The sequence below is a fragment of the Streptomyces sp. NPDC092369 genome (genome assembly GCF_044755245.1).
Classification (GTDB): Bacteria; Actinomycetota; Actinomycetes; order Streptomycetales; family Streptomycetaceae; genus Streptomyces.
The window spans coordinates 119,098-135,801 of record NZ_JBIVQP010000007.1 but is presented as its reverse complement, the minus strand read 5'-3'; the positions used below and the strand labels follow the sequence as shown (position 1 = coordinate 135,801).

General features: G+C 72.2%; 12 protein-coding genes. 4 read left to right on the top strand and 8 right to left on the bottom strand.

Annotation, left to right across the window (positions count from 1 at the left end; all coding sequences use genetic code 11):
* Positions 1–10 precede the first annotated feature (10 nt).
* Both ACIQI8_RS35670 and ACIQI8_RS35665 read right to left on the bottom strand, forming a co-directional pair.
* On the bottom strand, positions 11–1,579 hold the full coding sequence (locus ACIQI8_RS35670) for an acyl-CoA carboxylase subunit beta (protein WP_402361332.1): 1,569 nt from the start codon (positions 1,577–1,579) through the stop codon (positions 11–13).
* 126 nt (positions 1,580–1,705) lie between these two features.
* Positions 1,706–2,839, bottom strand: coding sequence for a diaminopropionate ammonia-lyase (locus ACIQI8_RS35665; RefSeq protein ID WP_402361329.1), 1,134 nt, complete (start codon positions 2,837–2,839; stop codon positions 1,706–1,708).
* 168 nt (positions 2,840–3,007) lie between these two features.
* Between ACIQI8_RS35665 and ACIQI8_RS35660 the strand changes: the two genes are divergently transcribed.
* Complete coding sequence (locus tag ACIQI8_RS35660) at positions 3,008–3,586, top strand: GNAT family N-acetyltransferase (protein ID WP_402360054.1); 579 nt, start codon at positions 3,008–3,010, stop codon at positions 3,584–3,586.
* 60 nt (positions 3,587–3,646) lie between these two features.
* Here the strand turns inward: ACIQI8_RS35660 and ACIQI8_RS35655 are convergent, their stop codons facing one another.
* The gene (locus ACIQI8_RS35655; RefSeq protein WP_402360050.1) at positions 3,647–7,042 is read right to left on the bottom strand and encodes a S8 family peptidase; all 3,396 of its coding nucleotides are present in this window, start codon (positions 7,040–7,042) and stop codon (positions 3,647–3,649) included.
* 57 nt (positions 7,043–7,099) lie between these two features.
* The gene (locus ACIQI8_RS35650) at positions 7,100–7,804 is read right to left on the bottom strand and encodes a DUF3152 domain-containing protein (protein WP_402360047.1); all 705 of its coding nucleotides are present in this window, start codon (positions 7,802–7,804) and stop codon (positions 7,100–7,102) included.
* Between the two features lie 200 nt (positions 7,805–8,004).
* Between ACIQI8_RS35650 and ACIQI8_RS35645 the strand changes: the two genes are divergently transcribed.
* The 3 genes from ACIQI8_RS35645 to ACIQI8_RS35635 are packed head-to-tail and all read left to right on the top strand — an operon-like array spanning position 8,005 to position 10,747.
* Positions 8,005–8,697: a response regulator gene (locus tag ACIQI8_RS35645; RefSeq protein ID WP_402360044.1), complete on the top strand. Its 693-nt coding sequence runs from the start codon at positions 8,005–8,007 to the stop codon at positions 8,695–8,697.
* Positions 8,694–10,187: a sensor histidine kinase gene (locus ACIQI8_RS35640; protein WP_402360041.1), complete on the top strand. Its 1,494-nt coding sequence runs from the start codon at positions 8,694–8,696 to the stop codon at positions 10,185–10,187. Before ACIQI8_RS35645 ends, ACIQI8_RS35640 begins: the two co-directional genes overlap by 4 nt.
* On the top strand, positions 10,184–10,747 hold the full coding sequence (locus ACIQI8_RS35635; protein WP_402360038.1) for a hypothetical protein: 564 nt from the start codon (positions 10,184–10,186) through the stop codon (positions 10,745–10,747). The genes ACIQI8_RS35640 and ACIQI8_RS35635 overlap by 4 nt, the downstream gene beginning before the upstream one ends.
* Before the next feature lie 60 nt (positions 10,748–10,807).
* On the opposite strand, the gene meaB is transcribed toward ACIQI8_RS35635, so the two are convergent.
* From meaB to ACIQI8_RS35615, 4 genes are all read right to left on the bottom strand, one after another.
* Positions 10,808–11,797 carry a methylmalonyl Co-A mutase-associated GTPase MeaB gene (meaB, locus tag ACIQI8_RS35630; protein ID WP_402360035.1) on the bottom strand — a complete coding sequence of 330 codons (990 nt, stop codon included), beginning with the start codon at positions 11,795–11,797 and terminating at the stop codon, positions 10,808–10,810.
* 6 nt (positions 11,798–11,803) lie between these two features.
* On the bottom strand, positions 11,804–13,978 hold the full coding sequence (gene scpA, locus ACIQI8_RS35625) for a methylmalonyl-CoA mutase (RefSeq protein ID WP_402360032.1): 2,175 nt from the start codon (positions 13,976–13,978) through the stop codon (positions 11,804–11,806).
* Complete coding sequence (locus ACIQI8_RS35620) at positions 13,978–15,786, bottom strand: methylmalonyl-CoA mutase family protein (protein WP_402360029.1); 1,809 nt, start codon at positions 15,784–15,786, stop codon at positions 13,978–13,980. Before ACIQI8_RS35620 ends, scpA begins: the two co-directional genes overlap by 1 nt.
* A 98-nt stretch (positions 15,787–15,884) precedes the next feature.
* Complete coding sequence (locus tag ACIQI8_RS35615; RefSeq protein ID WP_402360026.1) at positions 15,885–16,586, bottom strand: hypothetical protein; 702 nt, start codon at positions 16,584–16,586, stop codon at positions 15,885–15,887.
* Between the last annotated feature and the right edge of the window lie 118 nt (positions 16,587–16,704).

Genomic DNA, 16,704 nt, shown 5'->3' with positions numbered 1-16,704 from the left:
AACAGGGCGGTCAGAGCGGGATGTTGCCGTGCCGGCGCTCCGGCATCGGGGCGCGCTTGCCGCGCAGTGTGCGCAGGGCGCGGCAGAGGTGGGCGCGGGTCTCGCGCGGGGCGATCACCGCGTCGACGTACCCGCGTTCGGCGGCGAGGTACGGGGTCCCGTGGGTGGACTCGTACGTGGCGATCAGGCGGGCGCGCAGTGCCTCCGGGTCGTCCGCGGCGGCGAGTTCACGTCGGTGCAGCACGCCGACGGCGCCCTCCGCGCCCATGACAGCGATCCGGGCCGTGGGCCAGGCGAGGTTGACGTCGGCGCCGAGATGCTTGGAGCCCATCACCGCGTACCCGCCGCCGTACGCCTTGCGCACCACCACGGTGACCTTGGGGACGGTCGCCTCGGCGTAGGCGTACAGCAGTTTGGCGCCGCGCCGGATGATGCCGGCCCGCTCCTGGCGGACGCCGGAGAGGTAGCCGGGGACGTCGGCGAAGGTCAGCAGCGGAATGCCGAACGCGTCGCAGAACCGTACGAACCGCGCCGCCTTCTCCGAGGCGTCGATGTCGAGGACACCGGCCGAGTGCAGCGGCTGATTGGCCACGACACCGACGCTGCCGCCCTCGACGCGGGCCAGGGCGCAGATGATGTTCGGCGCGAACAGCTCCTGCACGTACAGGAGTTCACCGTCGTCGACGACCGCCTGGAGGACGTCACGCATGTCGTAGGCCTGACCGGTCCGGTCGGGCACGACCTGGTCCAGCCCGTCCCCGACGGGCGTCGCCCCGGGCGCGTACCGCGGGGGCCGGTCGAGGTTGTTGGCGGGCAGGTACGACAGCAGGTCGCGTACGGTGTCGAGGGCCTCCTCCTCGTCGGCGGCGAGGAAGTGGGCGTTGCCGTTCACGGAGTTGCTGGTGCGGGCGCCGCCCAGCTCCTCGGCGGTGGTGTGCTCGCCGGTGACCGCCTCGATGACGTCGGGACCGGTGACGAACATGTGGGAGGCGCCGTCCACCATGACCGTGAAGTCGGTGATCGCGGGGGAGTAGGCGGCACCGCCCGCGCACGGCCCGAGGACGACCGAGATCTGCGGGATCACCCCGGACGCCTTCACATTGCGGCGCACCAACTCGGCGTAGAGGGCGAGGGATGCGACGCCTTCCTGGATGCGGGCGCCGCCGGAGTCGTTGAGGCCGATGACGGGACAGCCGGTCTTGAGCGCGAGGTCCATCAGGGCCACGGTCTTCTCGCCGAACGCCTCGCCCATGCTGCCTCCGAAGACCGTGGAGTCCTGGGCGAACACACAGACCGGCCGCCCGTCGACCGTGCCGTACCCGGTGACGACCCCGTCACCGTAGGGGCGGCGGGCGCCGTCCCCCGTGGCTCTGGCCCGCACGAACAGACCGGTCTCCGCGAAGGAGTCCACGTCCAGCAGCCGCTCGATCCGCTCCCGGGCGCCGAAGGCCCCGCCTCTTCTCGGCGTGGCCGGAGCCAGGGCCTGTGCCCGGCGGTGTTCCAGGTCCGTGATGCGCTCGGCGGTGCGGTCCGCCGCATGTGCCGCTGTCGCCCGGGATGTTGTCGCCTCTCGCGTCACAGCCACCTCCGAAGGGGTTCTCGAATATGGCAGTGATTCGGGAGCGGTCCTCGGTGATGGCCGTTCTGTTTGCGGGAGTTGAGTCCTGGGCGACGGAGGTTCGTCCTGAGGTGACAAAGGCTGCAGTCAGGACCGCGCTTCCTGGGCGTGGGGGTTGGCGGCCGTGCCCTCGGTGCTGAGCAGGACGACGGTCGAGGTGGGACCGAGGGCCAGTGCGGTACGGCGTTCAGCGGCGCCCTCGCCGGTCAGGGTGGCCCGGGCACCTGCCAGGGAGGCCGCGCCGCACGGACCCGCGGCGACACCGACGGCGGCGAGATCACGTGCGGCGCGGGCGCTGTCGGCGTCCGTGACCGCGACAGCGGCGTCCAGACCGTCGCGCAGGAACGGCCAGGCCAGGCTGGAGATGGTTCCGCAGTTGAGACCGGCCATGGTGGTGGCACCGGTCGGCACGCTGACCGGCCCCCGGCGGCCCAGGCTGGCCAGGACACAGGCCGCGGTGTCGGGTTCCACGGAGAGCAGGGCGGTCGGCACGCGTCCTGCCGGTCTGCTGCGGTAGTGGGCGACGGCGGCCTGCGCGAGGGAGCCGACACCTGTCGGGACTGCCACCAGGTCGGGAGTCCCGGCGCCCGCGGCACCGAGTTGTGTGTCGATCTCGGCGAACAGGGTGGAGTAGCCCTCCACGATCCAGCCGGGAATCCGCTCGTATCCGGGCCAGGCCGTGTCCTGGACGAGCACGCTGTCCCGTCCGCGCGCCGCCGCGTCGGCCGCCCGGCGCACGGCCTCGTCGTAGGAGCCCGGCACGAGGGTGATGCGCGCGCCCTCGTCCTCGATGGCGGTCACGGCCGCCGGGTGGACGCCCCGCGGGACGAAGACATGGGAACGCTGCCCGAACAGCCGCGCCATCCGGGCCACGGCCCGGCCGTGATTGCCGTCGGTGGCGGTGACCAGCCGCAGCTGGCCATCGGCGCCGCCGTCCGCCCGCTCCGTCAGCACCCGGTGGACCGCCCAGGATGCACCCAGCGCCTTGAACGCGGGCAGCCCCAGACGCGAGGACTCGTCCTTCACGAACACCCGGCCGACCCCGAACTCCCTTGCCAGGGCTGGGAGGTCGGCCAGCGCGGTGGGCGCGTAGCCGGGCTGCCCGGCATGGAAGTCCCGCACCTCGGCCGGGGGTGGCGCACAGGTCCACGTCCTGGCATCGGGTCGGACGAACCACGGCAGACGGCGCGGCGGGGTCGCGTCGCCGGCGACGAAGGGAATCTTGGACACGCGATCATCGTGTGGCCCGACCACGGGGTTGGTCCAGCGTCACGCGGTGTCCGTGCGACCGCACGCAGTCCTCGGCGTCCTCGTCCGCCGCGTCCCCGCACGGGTGGCCGTCGTCACCATCCACGCGACGGATCAGTGAGCGGTTGGTAGCGTTCCGGCATGACCGAACGCGAGCACCGTGTCGTCGTCGAGGGGTCCCGGATCACCACACCCCGGCTGGTCCTACGGCCGTGGACCGTCGAGGACGCGGAGGACGCCCTGCGGGTCTACGGCACCGCGGACGTCGCACAGTGGCTGGCCCCGGCGATGGCACGGGTGCCGGACGCGGCGGCCATGCGGACCGTCCTGGAGCAGTGGGCCGCCGGGGATCTGGACGCCCCGCAGGGCCGGTGGGCGATCGAGTCGCGGGAGGACGGGTCGGTGGTCGGCGGGGTCGTCCTGCTGCCCCTGCCGCCGGACCGCCGTGACCTGGAGATCGGCTGGCAACTCGCGCCCGGCGCCTGGGGGAAGGGGCTGGCCGCCGAGGCCGGTCACGCGGTGGCGCACTACGCCTTCGAGGCGGGCGTCGACGAGCTCTTCGCGGTCGTACGGCCCCGCAACGAGCGCGGTGCCGCGACGGCCAAGCGCGTGGGGATGGAGTGGGTCGGGGAGACGGACAAGTACTACGACCTGCGCCTCCAGGTGTACCGGCTCCGGCCGGGCGACCTCGACGTCCCGTCGCTGCGGCCCGGACAGTAGGACGACGAAAGGGGGCGCCGGCCGGGCCGGCGCCCCCTGCTCACCTCTCGCGACCGGGGATCACGAAGTGGTGAGGTAGGCGCGCCGGATCGTCTGGACCAGCTTGTTGCCCGCCCGGTCGGTCAGTTCGGCGCGCAGTGACACCGAGCCCGGTTCGGCCGGGTGCTTCAGCGTCAGATGCGTACCGCCGACGGCCTTGGCGGAGTGCCAGGTGGCGCCGTCGTCGTAGGAGACCTGGAAGGCGAGCCTCGCGGGCTTCTGCCCGGCCGCCGCGCCCTTGACGCTGAACGGCACCTTGAAGGTCGTACCCGCCTTGGCCGTGCTGGCCAGGGTCAGCTTCGGGGAGAAGGTGACCGTCGACAGCGGCAGCGCGGCGAAGTCACCCTCGGGAGTCGCGGCCGAGCGGAAGGTCCACTCCGCCTGGACACGCGTGCTGACCGGGTACACCGCCGGGTCACGGGAGCTGTCCACGCTCAGTTTGTACGCGGCGTCCCCGGCCGGGACGGTGTACTCGGTGAGGCCCTCGGTCGGCGGGATGCCGTAGTCGTCGGCGATCTCCCGGCCGTCCACCGTGAGCGAGGTCTTCACCGACGTGGAGTCGGCGTCGCCCCAGTGCCCGGAGCCGTCGCCGAACAGCGGCACATAGGCCCTGATGGTGTTGCCGTTGCGGGCGAGACCCGGGAAGCCGGTGGCCGGTCCGGGCTCCGCGGAGCCGTTCAGCACGGGGCCGAAGACGCCCACGTTGAACCGCTCCTGGTAGGTGTGACCGGCCTTCCAGCGCTGCGGCATCCGCATCAGGAAGTTCTCGAACACCGAGTCCCGGTCCTCACCCGAGACCGACCACATACGGCCCGACCACTTCACGCCGTTGTCGAGGATGTACTCGGTGGTCCGCAGCGGCAGATCCCCGCGCAAGTCGGTGTAGCTGCGCACGAGTTCACCGCCCGGCCCGTGCGGCGAGACCTCGACCTGGGCGCGCCGGCCCTCGACCGGCTCACCCGCCTCGAAGTCGACCTTGGCCAGCTGCTTCCGCGTCACGGTGGCGGTGAAGCCGGACAGGTCGCTGCCGCGGTTCCAGCCCAGGTGGTAGCTGACCGGCCGGCCCTCCGCGTCCAGCCGCGACCAGGTGCCGGCGAACAGGGCGTACAGCCCGTCGACGGGCTCCCCGGTGCCGAGCCGCCCGAACCGCGCGCCCTGGAAGGTCGGCATCAGGTACTGCAGGAAGCCGTCGTTCAGATCCGCGCCCCGCTGGAAGCCGATCGCGGCCGTCGCGTCGACGGCCTCGGCGGCCGGGTCCGGCAGGGTGACGTCCACCGGCTCCGCCTGTCGGGCGTCGACGGTGACGGTCCTGTCCCCGTCCAGCCGGAACTTGGGCTGGACCAGGATGGCGTGCGCGGCGGACGAGATGCTCGGGTGGATCACCCCGCTGAGGATGTAGTCGCCCTTGGGCAGCCGGACCGTCAACTCACCGTCCTGCTCGTCGGCGTAGTCGGCGTAGAAGTCGCCGGTGAAGCCCGAGACGGAGGTGACGGCGTCCCCGGTCGGCTCGCCGTTCTCGTCGATGTGCTTGAGCGTCAGGCTGTACGACTCCACCTCGCGCTCCGCACCGACGGCCGTCCGCACCTGGACCGTGCCGTCGGCGGAGGTCGCCGCGACCGAGCCACCGAAACTGCCGTCTGCGGTGCCGGCGCTGGTGTCCGCCGTGACCTCGGCGCTCGCCTCGCCGCCCGCCGGGACGGTGATCGTCCGGGGTGAGACGGTGAACATGCCCTCGGCGGCGGGCTTGCCGTCCACCGCGTAGGCGTCGACGGAGAGGTCGAGAGTGACCGGCTCGGTACCGAGGTTCTGGTACGTGAGCCGCTTGGTGACCGGCTTGTCGTCGGTGTGCGGCCACTGCTGCTCGCCGAAGCCGATCGACTGCTGCTCGGTGACGACGCTCTGGTCCAGCGCCCGCACCAGATCGGTGCGGCCGGTGCCCTGCTGGAAGGAGCTGTACGCGCCCGGCTTCGCGGAGGCGGTGAGGACCTGCTTGATGCGCTCACCGGTCCAGTCCGGGTGCTGCTGGGCGAGGAGGGCGGCGGCACCCGCGACATGCGGGGTCGCCATCGACGTACCGTCGAGCGTGAGGTAGCCCGGGGTGTCGGAGGGGAACTCGCCCTCCAGGAAGCTGCCGGCCGCGGCGGCGGCCGTGATGGCGACACCGGGCGCGGTCAGGTCGGGCTTGACCCCGCTGTCCCCCACGCGCGGGCCGCGGCTGGAGAACGGGGCGAGCACATCGGACTTGTCGACCGCGCCGACGGTCAGCGCCGCGTCGGCGCTGCCGGGCGAACCGACGGTCCTCTCGCCGAACTCGCCCTCGTTGCCCGCCGCGATGACGAACAGCGTGTCGGACTCGGCGGAGAGCCGGTTGACCGTCTCCTCCATCGGGTCGATACCGGGCGTGTCCTCACCGCCGAGGCTGAGGTTGGCGACATCGGCGCCCTGCGCGACCGCCCACTCCATGCCGGCGATGATCCCGGAGTCGTAGCCCGAGCCGTTGTCGTCGAGGACCTTGCCGTTGATGAGTTGCGCGCCCGGCGCGACGCCCTTGTACCTGCCGCCGGACTTGGCGCCCGTCCCGGCCGTGATCGACGCGACGTGGGTGCCGTGGCCGAACTTGTCGCCCGTGCTCCCGGAGTCGGAGAAGTCCTGCGCCGCGACCACCTTGCCCGCGAGGTCGGGGTGGCTGGTGTCGATACCGGTGTCCAGGACGGCGATCTTCGTGCCGGTGCCGTCGTAGCCGGCGGCCCAGGCGGTCGGCGCGCCGATCTGCGGGACGCTCCTGTCGAGGCTCGCCTTGCGCCTGCCGTCCAGCCAGACCTTCTCCACCGCCGTCGAGTCGGTGAACTCCGTCGTGCCGCTGTCGCCCGCGGTGTCGGTCACGGCGTTCCAGAAGTCGCCGGCCCGCTTTTTGACCGGGCGGATCACCTTGGCGTTGACGACGGGCAGCGACCGGCCCATCCGGGCACCGGCCCCGGTGAACGGGCTCATCGAGGGCGCCTTCTTGCCCTTGAAGGTGACGATCAGCGGTACGTCGGTGCGGCGCGCGTCGTCGTAGCCGTCCGCCAGCAGCTGGGTCACGTCGAACAGCCGGACGTCCAGCTTCCCCCGCGCGATCAGCAACTCGGCGTCGGAGGGCACCACTTGGGTGTGCTCGCCGACCGTGCGGATCGAGAACGTGCCCCGCTCCCGGCCCTTGGCCCGCTCGACACCGGCGACCTTTCCGGCGCCGTCCAGCAGGACCCGGTCACCGGTGATCAGCGTCACGGTCTTCACCGCGGCGGCGGTTCGGGCCGCGCTCGTGCCGACCGACCCGGCTCCGGTCCCCGCTCCGGACGCCGTACCGGCGGGCAGGCCGGCCAGCACCAGGGCCGAGGCGGCGATGCCTGCGGCTGCCACGGCATGTCTGTGCTTCACACGTAACTCCACTTGTACTCCTGGGAATTGGGGTCGATCGAAGGGGGTGATCGATGGTCAGGGGACCGCGGGGCCGGTGATGTAGCGGCCGTCGGCGGTGTAGGGCCAGACGTTGGGGACGCAGCCGTGCATGCCCTTGATCTGCTGCATCATCGCGGGGGCGGGATCGCCCTTCGCGGGGCAGGTGACATGGCCGTGGCCGAGGAAGTGGCCCACCTCGTGGTTGATGATGAGCGCCCGGTAGGCCGTGACGTCCTTGGCGTAGACGGGAGTTGCCTCTTCCCAGCGCTTGAGGTTGACCATGACGTTGTGGGCCACGCTGCAGTTGACCTCGCCGCCGGTCTCCAGGCCGTACTGCCCGCAGACGTTGTCCACGGTGCCGGGAGTGGCGATCTTGACGACGAAGTCGGTGGCGCCGGTGGAGACCCGCTGGAAGCCCGAGTGTCCGTCGGCCGTCCAGCCGCGCGGGTCGGCGAGGACGCGCTCGACCTGCTCGGCGATGTCCGCCGGGGACAGGTCGATGCCGTCCTCCACCTCGACCTTGTAGCGCAGGGCCCTGCCCTTGCCGACGCGCTCGCTGCCACCGGGTGCGGTGACGAACGTGCCCGGACCGTTGCGGGGGATGGCGGGGCCGGAGGAACTCGGCGTCCCCTCGGCCTTCCCGGTGGCGCTCGCTGTCGGCTCCGTCGGCGACCGTTTCCCGTTCGAGTCGGCCGGCAGCCAGGCCACCACCGCGCACCCGACGACACCGAGAACCGCCAACGCGGCCAAACCCCCCGTCAGTTGTCTCCGCCCGTGCCGCGTGGCGGCGTGGGCGGATCCCTTCCGACGACGGCTTGGGGGTTTCTCCTTGTGCGCTGTCACGATCGTTTACGGTGCGACCGCAATGTGATCGGATCTGGCCCAGAAGATAACGAGACGATAACGCCCGCCTTGGTCATCTCCCTGTGGATACTGTGCGCATGGCACGAGTACTGCTGATCGAGGACGACCGCGCCGTGCGCGAGGGCGTCGACCTGGCCCTGCGCCGACAGGGCCATGACGTCGCCGCGACCGCGACGGGGGAAGAGGGCATGGACCGGTTGAGGAGCTTCCGGCCGGACATCGTGGTCTTCGATCTGATGCTGCCCGGCATGACCGGTCTGGAGGTGTGCCGGGGCATCCGGGCCGTGGACCAGACGCTGCCGATCATCATCGCCACGGCGCGGGGCGACGAGGTGGACATCGTTGTCGGCCTGGAGGCGGGCGCCGACGACTACGTGGTCAAGCCGGTGCTGGCCCGGGTGCTGGACGCCCGCATACGTGCCGTCCTGCGCCGTGCGGGCGGAGCGCCGGCCGGGACGGGGCTGCCGAAGATCGACACCTACGGTGAACTCGCCGTGGACCGGGCCGGGTTGACCGTCACGCTGGGCGGGGCGCCGATCGCCCTCGCCCCTTCGGAGACGCGGCTGCTGCTCACGCTCTCCGCCTCGCCGGGGCAGGTGTTCAGCAGACAGCAACTGCTGGAGGCGGTCTGGGAGCACGACTACCACGGTGACGCCCGCCTGGTGGACGCCTGCGTCAAGCGACTGCGCACCAAGATGTCCGAGCCGCCCAAGGCGCCGCGGTACATCCACACCGTGCGCGGCTTCGGCTACCGTTTCGCGGCGCCGTGAAGACGCGCGGAACGCGCCGCGCGCGCCGGCTGCGCGGCCTGCGCCCGCGCCTGGTGGTGGCCTTCGGGCTCGTCGCCACCGTCGCCGCCGCCACGACCGGCGCGCTGACCTTCCGGGAGGCCCGCACCGGCGTGCTCCAGCAGAGCCAGGACGCCACGATCAGACAACTGCGCACCCAGATCAACGAACGCGCACCCGCACTCGGCTACCCCCCGGACCAGTCGGCGCTCCAGCGCTTCGCGGCCGACGTGGCCGCCACCGAGGCACCCGGCGACTGGCGCGTCCTGGCCACCTACAGAACCCTGCGCGCCCCCTCCGTCGCCGGCGACACCTTCCCCGAGCTGACGCCCGACGTGCGCGAGGCCGTCGCGAGCAGCCGGGCCACCGTGTTCCAACGCGTGCGCGAGAGCGGCCGCACCTCGCTCGTCGTCGGCATGTCGGTCACCTTCGGCCCTCCCGACGGAGCCCGGACGGCGTCCGGTGTCCGGGTGTTCCTGGTCGTGCCGCAGACCGAGGAACAGGCGTACGTGGACGCCCTGGTGACCTCCGTCGAGCGGGCCATGGTGCCTGCCCTGCTGCTCGCCGTGGTGCTCGCCCTGTTCGCCGCGCGGGGCGTGCTGCTGCCGGTGCGGGCGCTGCGGGACGCCACCCGCAGCATCGCCGAGGGCCGGCTGGACACCCGGCTCGCGGTCAACGGGTCCGACGAACTCGCCGATCTCTCCCACACGTTCAACGAGACGGCCGCCGCCCTTGAGACGTCGGTGGCGGAGTTGCGCGGGATGGAGGCGCGGGCCCGGCGCTTCGCCGCCGACGTCTCGCACGAGCTGCGCACCCCGCTGGCCGCGATGTCGGCGGTGACCGATGTCCTGGACGAGGACGCCGCCGGGCTGGACCCGGACACGGCCACCGCGGTGCGGCTGATCAGCGGGGAGACGGTCAAACTCGCCCGTCTGGTCGACGACTTGATGGAGATCTCCCGGTTCGACGCGGGCGCGGCTGAGCTGCACCTGGACGAGATCGACCTCGCCGAGTCGATCCGCCGCACCCTCGCCTCGCGCGGCTGGTCGGACACGGTGGAGACGCGGCTGCCTGCGCCCGACGTGGTGCGGGGACGCGTCGACCCGCGCCGTCTGGACGTGGTCGTCGCCAACCTGGTCGGCAACGCTCTGCGGCACGGCACCCGTCCCGTGCGCGTGAGCCTGGAGGCGAGCGGACTCGACGCTGCCGGCCGCCTCGCGGTCATCGAGATACGGGACGGCGGCCCGGGCATCCCCGAGGACGTACTGCCGCACGTCTTCGAGCGGTTCTACAAGTCGGACACCGCGAGAACCCGCTCCGAGGGCAGCGGCCTGGGCCTGTCGATCACCGCCGAGAACGTGCGCATGCACGGCGGAACCGTCCGCGCGGCCAACCATCCGGCGGGCGGTGCCGTCTTCACGGTCGAACTCCCGTTGCGGCGGGACGAGTCGTCCGAGGAGAACCTTTCATGAAGGCCACGCACCGGCTCCCGCTGCTGGTGGCACCGTCGCTGCTCGCGCTGTCCGCCTGCGGGATCCCCGCGACCGGCGTGGTGGAGGCCGGCGGCCCGGCCAGCGGGATCGCCTCGGTCGCGTCCGTCTACTTCGTCCGGGACGGCGGCGCGCTCGTCGCGGTCCCGCGCACGACCGCCGAGCCCGGGGACGCCGGGACGGCCCTGGACCTGCTGCTGCTCGGCCCGACCGACCGGGAGCAGTCCGAGGGCCTGGCCAGCGAGGTGCCCGGGATGCCGAGCGTCGCGCCCGTCCCGACGTCCAAGGCCGACGCGGTCGACGGGAGATCCGACGAGACCGGGGACGACGCGCCGACCGTGACGGTGCGGGACGACACCCTCTCCATCGAACTCCCCGGCGGCATGGGCCGGTTGACCGGCCTCGCGATACGGCAGCTGATCTGCACGGCCGCCGCGGCGCACCGGGTCGCCACGCAGTCCGCGAACCCGGTGACGGTCGACGTGACCAGCGTCTACGGACAGCAGACCAGGGGCTCGGACAAGGGCTGCCCCGATCCGTGAGCCCGGTGTCCCGATCCGTCGGCGCGGCGCCGCGTTCCGCGAACCAGGCGCCGCGCCCCCTCAGTCCGTCGCGTCCCCGAACGCCTTGAGGATCCGCTCCGCGGCCAGTGTCGCCGTCAACTTCCCCTCGCGCACCTGCTGTTCGAGGTCGGGCGCGACTTCCCGCACCTTCGGGTCGGCGTGCAGACGGCCCAGGAGTGTGTCGCGGACCATCGTCCAGGTCCAGTCGACCTGCTGGTCCCGGCGCTTGGCGGCGAGCCGCCCACTTGATTCCAGCAGCGCGCGGTGCTGTTCGAGTCGCTCCCAGACGGTGTCCAGGCCGGTCTGCTCGCGGGCGCTGCAACTGAGCACGGGCGGTGCCCAGTACACGTCCTTGCCGTGCATCAGCCGCAGTGCGCCCGCCAGTTCACGCGCCGCCGCCTTGGCGTCCCGCTCGTGCGGACCGTCCGCCTTGTTCACGGCGATCACGTCGGCCAGCTCCAGCACGCCCTTCTTGATGCCCTGCAACTGGTCGCCGGTGCGGGCCAGGGTGAGCAGCAGGAAGGAGTCGACCATGTTGGCGACGGCCGTCTCGGACTGGCCCACGCCGACCGTCTCCACCAGGACCACGTCGTAGCCCGCCGCCTCCATCACCACGATCGACTCGCGGGTGGCCTTGGCGACCCCGCCGAGCGTCCCGGCGGTGGGGGAGGGCCGGACGAAGGCGGCCGGATCCACGGCGAGGCGTTCCATGCGGGTCTTGTCGCCCAGGATCGAGCCGCCGGTGCGGCTGGAGGACGGGTCGACGGCGAGCACCGCCACCCGGTGTCCCAGCGCGGTCAGCATGGTGCCGAAGGCGTCGATGAACGTCGACTTGCCCACCCCGGGCACCCCGCTGATCCCGATCCGCCGGGCCCGGCCGCTGTGCGGAAGCAGTTCGGTCAACAGCGCCTGGGCCAGGGCCCGGTGCCGGGGATGGGTGGACTCGACGAGCGTGATCGCACGGGCGACCAGCGCCCGCTTCCCGTCGAGGACACCCTTCACATACGTCTCGAGATCGATCGCTGCCATGCGGGGCTACAGATCGTGGCCGAGGTCGGTCGCCAGCCGTTTCACCAGGTCGTAGGCCGCGTCCGGGATCACCGTGCCGGGCGGGAAGACGGCCGCCGCGCCCATCTCCAGGAGCGTGGGCACGTCCTGCGGCGGGATCACACCGCCGACCACGATCATGATGTCCTCGCGGCCCTCCTCGGCCAGGGCTTCCTTCAACGCCGGTACGAGGGTGAGGTGTCCGGCGGCCAACGAGGACACCCCGACGATGTGCACGTCCGCCTCCACGGCCTGGCGGGCCACCTCGCCCGGGGTCTGGAACAGCGGGCCGACGTCGACGTCGAAGCCGAGGTCGGCGAAGGCGGTGGCGATCACCTTCTGGCCGCGGTCGTGGCCGTCCTGTCCCATCTTGGCGACCAGGATGCGCGGCCGGCGCCCCTCGGCCTCCTCGAAGTCGGAGACCAGGGTCCGGGTGCGGTCCACGGAGGGGGACTCGCCTGCTTCGTTGCGGTACACGCCGGAGATCGTACGGATCTGGCTCGCGTGCCGTCCGTACACCTTCTCCAGCGCGTCGGAGATCTCGCCCACGGTCGCCTTCGCACGGGCCGCGTGCACGGCCAGCTCAAGGAGGTTGCCCTCGCCGCCGGCCGCCCGGGTCAGCGCGTCGAGCGCGTCGTGGCAGGCCCGCTCGTCCCGCTCCGCGCGCAGCCGCCGCAGCTTCTCGATCTGCTGGGCGCGTACGGAGGAGTTGTCGACCTTGAGAACGTCGATCTCCTCGTCGGTCTCCACGCGGTACTTGTTCACGCCGATGACCGGCTGGCGTCCGGAGTCGATACGCGCCTGGGTGCGGGCGGCGGCCTCCTCGATACGCAGCTTGGGGATGCCGGCGTCGATGGCCTTGGCCATGCCCCCCGCCGCCTCGACCTCCTCGATGTGCTGCCAGGCCCGCCGGGCCAGGTCGTACGTCAGCCGCTCCACGTACGCGCTGCCGCCCCACGGATCGATCACTCGCGTTGTCCCCGACTCCTGCTGGATCAGCAGCTGGGTGTTGCGGGCGATACGAGCCGAGAAGTCGGTCGGCAGCGCGAGCGCCTCGTCGAGGGCGTTGGTGTGCAGCGACTGGGTGTGGCCCTGCGTGGCCGCCATCGCCTCCACGCACGTACGCGTGACGTTGTTGAAGGCGTCCTGCGCGGTCAGCGACCAGCCCGAGGTCTGCGAATGGGTGCGCAGGGAGAGGGACTTGGCGTTCTGCGGGTCGAACTGCTTGACCAGCTTGGCCCACAGCAGGCGCGCGGCCCGCAACTTGGCGACCTCCATGAAGAAGTTCATGCCGATCGCCCAGAAGAAGGAGAGCCGGGGCGCGAACGCGTCCACGTCCATCCCCGCGTCCCGCCCGGCCCGGATGTACTCCACGCCGTCGGCGAGGGTGTACGCCAGCTCCAAGTCGGCCGTCGCGCCCGCCTCTTGGATGTGGTAACCGGAGATGGAGATGGAGTTGTAGCGGGGCATCCGCTGGGAGGTGAAGGCGAAGATGTCGGAGATGATCCGCATCGACGGCTTCGGCGGATAGATGTAGGTGTTGCGGACCATGAACTCCTTGAGGATGTCGTTCTGGATGGTCCCGGCCAGCTTCTCGGGCGGCACGCCCTGTTCCTCGGCGGCGACGATGTAGAGCGCCAGCACGGGCAGCACGGCGCCGTTCATCGTCATCGACACGGTCATCCTGTCCAGCGGGATGCCGTCGAAGAGCTGGCGCATGTCGTAGATCGAGTCGATCGCCACGCCCGCCATGCCGACGTCACCGGTCACGCGCGGGTGGTCGCTGTCGTAGCCCCGGTGCGTGGGCAGGTCGAAGGCGACCGACAGGCCCTTCTGCCCGGCCGCCAGATTGCGCCGGTAGAACGCGTTGGACTCCTCCGCCGTGGAGAAGCCCGCGTACTGGCGGATCGTCCAGGGCTGGTTGACGTACATCGTCGGGTACGGGCCGCGCAGATACGGCGCGATGCCCGGGTAGGTGTCCAGGAAGTCCAGGCCCTCCAGGTCACGGCCGGTGTAGAGCGGCTTGACCGCGATGCCCTCCGGGGTCTCCCAGAGCAGGTCGGAGCCGTCGGCGGCGCGCTTGACGGACGTACGCCACTCGTCGGTGCCCCCGTCGGTGTGCGGGGTCCCCAGGTCGATCCCGGTGAAGTCGGGGATTCCCATCACGACACTCCCATGCGGTCGAGGGTGGCGGAGAGCACGGCCACGGCGTCGCAGCCCGCGAAGACGTAGGCGTCCACGTCGGTGTACTGCCCCGGACGGCCGGCGAGGAACACCTGTCGGGCGCCCGCGGCCCGCAGTGCCCCGGCGGTCTGCGCGGCCTGCTCCTCGTAGAGCGCGTCGCTGGAGCACAGACAGGCCTCCGTGGCGCCGCTCTCCTCGAAGGTACCTCCGGTGACCGGCTCGATGCCGCCCGCCTGGAAGAGGTTCGAGGCGAAGGTCGAGCGCGCGGTGTGCGCGGCGGCGGGGCCGATCGTGGCCAGGAAGATGCGCGGCCGGGAGCCGGTGGCCGCGAGGTGCGCGTCGGAGCGGGCGCGCAGTGCCTCGTACGCGTCGTCCCGGCGGACCCGGGGCAGGCCGCCGGCCGGCGGCTCGGGTGCGGGGGCGCGCTGTACGGGCTTCTCGCCGAGGTGGGGGAACTCGCTGACGCCGGTGATGGGCTCACGTCGCTTGGCGAGCTTCGCGCTGCGTGCGGCCCAGGTCTCGGCCAGGTCCTCGGCGAGCCGTCCGGAGCGCAACGCGGCGTCCTGGCCGCCGAGTTGCTCGATGTGCCGGAAGAACTCCCAGCCCGCGTGGGCGAGTTCGTCGGTGAGCCGCTCCACGTACCAGGAGCCGCCGGCCGGGTCGATCACCCGGGACAGGTGCGACTCCTCGACCAGGATCGTGGAGGTGTTGCGGGCGATGCGGCGCGCGAACGCGTCCGGCAGGCCCACCGCGTGGTCGAAGGGCAGAACAGTGACGGCATCGGCGCCACCGACCCCGGCGGCGAGCGTGGCGATCGTCGTGCGCAGCATGTTCACCCACGGGTCGCGCCGGGTCATCATCACCGGCGAGGTCACCGCGTGCTGCACCTGCCCGCCCGCGCCCGGCGCCCCGGACACCTCGGCGACCCGTGCCCACAACCGGCGCGCGGCCCGCAGCTTGGCGATCGTCAGGAACTGGTCGGCGGTGGCCGCGTAGCGGAACTCCAGCTGCCCACAGGCCTGTTCGACGCTCATGCCGTGTCGGGTCAGCTCCCGCAGATAGGCGACGCCGGTCGCCAGCGAGGTGCCGAGCTCCTGCGCGGCCGAGCCGCCGGCCTCGTGGTACGGCAGCGCGTCCACGGTCAGCGCCCGCAGCCCCGGGTACTCCTCTGCGCACAACCGCGCGAGCCCGGCCAGATCCGGCAGGTCCAGGGCCTCGCCGGTGCGGGCCTCGTGTCCCAGCGGGTCGGCGCCGAGGTTGCCGCGCGCCGCCTCCTTGGCGACGCCCCGCTCCTCGTACAGCCGCAGCAGTTCCCGCGCGGCGGCCTCCGTGTCCCGGCCCGCGTCGAGCACGACCGGCGCCAGGTCCAGGTACACGCCGTCGAGCACCTGACCGAGGGAGGACACCGGAATGCCGTTCCCGCCCACGGTCAGCCAGAGCGAGGTGACGCCGTTCTCCAGGTCCGCGAGGACCGCCTCACCGGTCGGGGAGGCGTGCCGCTGCCGTACGTCCCAGCCGCCGAGGGTGGTGCCCTCGGGCCGGCCGCCGCGCACGAAGGGCGCGAAACCGGGCAGGCCGGGGTCGGGGGCGGTGTCACGCGGGGTGTACAGGGGGCGGGTGCGCAGCCCGTCCTCCAGAGGGGTGGACAGGGCGTCTTCCGCTGCCGTACCCGAGACGTCCTTGCCCGACTTGCGCAGCACGCCCTCCACCAGGCGTTGCCACTGCTCGTGCGTAGCGTCAGGGAACTCGGCGGCCAGGGAAAGCCCGTCGTCAGGCAGGACCGTCATGCTCGGATGCTAGGGCAGATCACTTGCGGCGCAGCGAGGCACACCGTGTGAGCTTTCCCTCGCCGAGGGTGTGACCGGGACCTCTTCGCACCCGCGTTTCAGGATTCGGGCAGGGCGCGCGCCGCGAGGGTGTCGCCGAGGTCGTACAGCGGGGTGCCCTCGGCCCAGCGTTCCAGGCGGGGACCGTCGATGAGGTGGACGTGGCCCTGGCGGGCCGCCCAGCGGACGTCCCTGGCGGCGAACGTCCCCCGGTGCACGACGAGACGCAGATCGGGGCCGGCCGTGCCACGGCCCTTCGAGCGGCGGCGCCAGACCGGTTCCTCGTCGGGCAGCGGCTCGGCCACCGGGCGGAACCCCACGACGAGCAGCCGCCCCTGGTCGTCGCGCGCGGCCAGCGCGGGCCGGTCCTGCGCGGGCAGCGGCAGTACCCGCCAGCCGTCCCTGCGCAGCATCCGCGCCACGGCGAGCACCAGCTCCGGGACGTCGAGCTCGGTCAGTTCCTCGGGCGTGTAGTAGCCGCGCCGGCGGCGGGCCAGCGGGCGGCGCCGGCGGTGGACCGTGACGGCCACGAACGTGAGCAGGACGAGGATCGCGGCAGGGGCGAGCGGGCCGAACGCGCGATACGACAGGGCGAGCGCCGTGACGCCGGCGCAGACGACGACCACGAGTCCGGCGAGCCCGGACAGCACATCGCGGAACCGGGGACCGTACCGCCCCGACCTGCGTAACTCGCGTACGGTCTGCCGGCGCCGGGCCCGGTTCGACCGGCCCATCGCCGCGTGCTCCTCCGCCTGCGCCATGGCAGCCAGCTCCCCCCACCCCTGCCCACCTCGTCGTTGGAGAGATGGGTACCCGCCAACGAGCCTGAATCTGCGGGTAGTTGAGATCCGGCCAGGACCTGGCCCAAGTGCGTGGGGC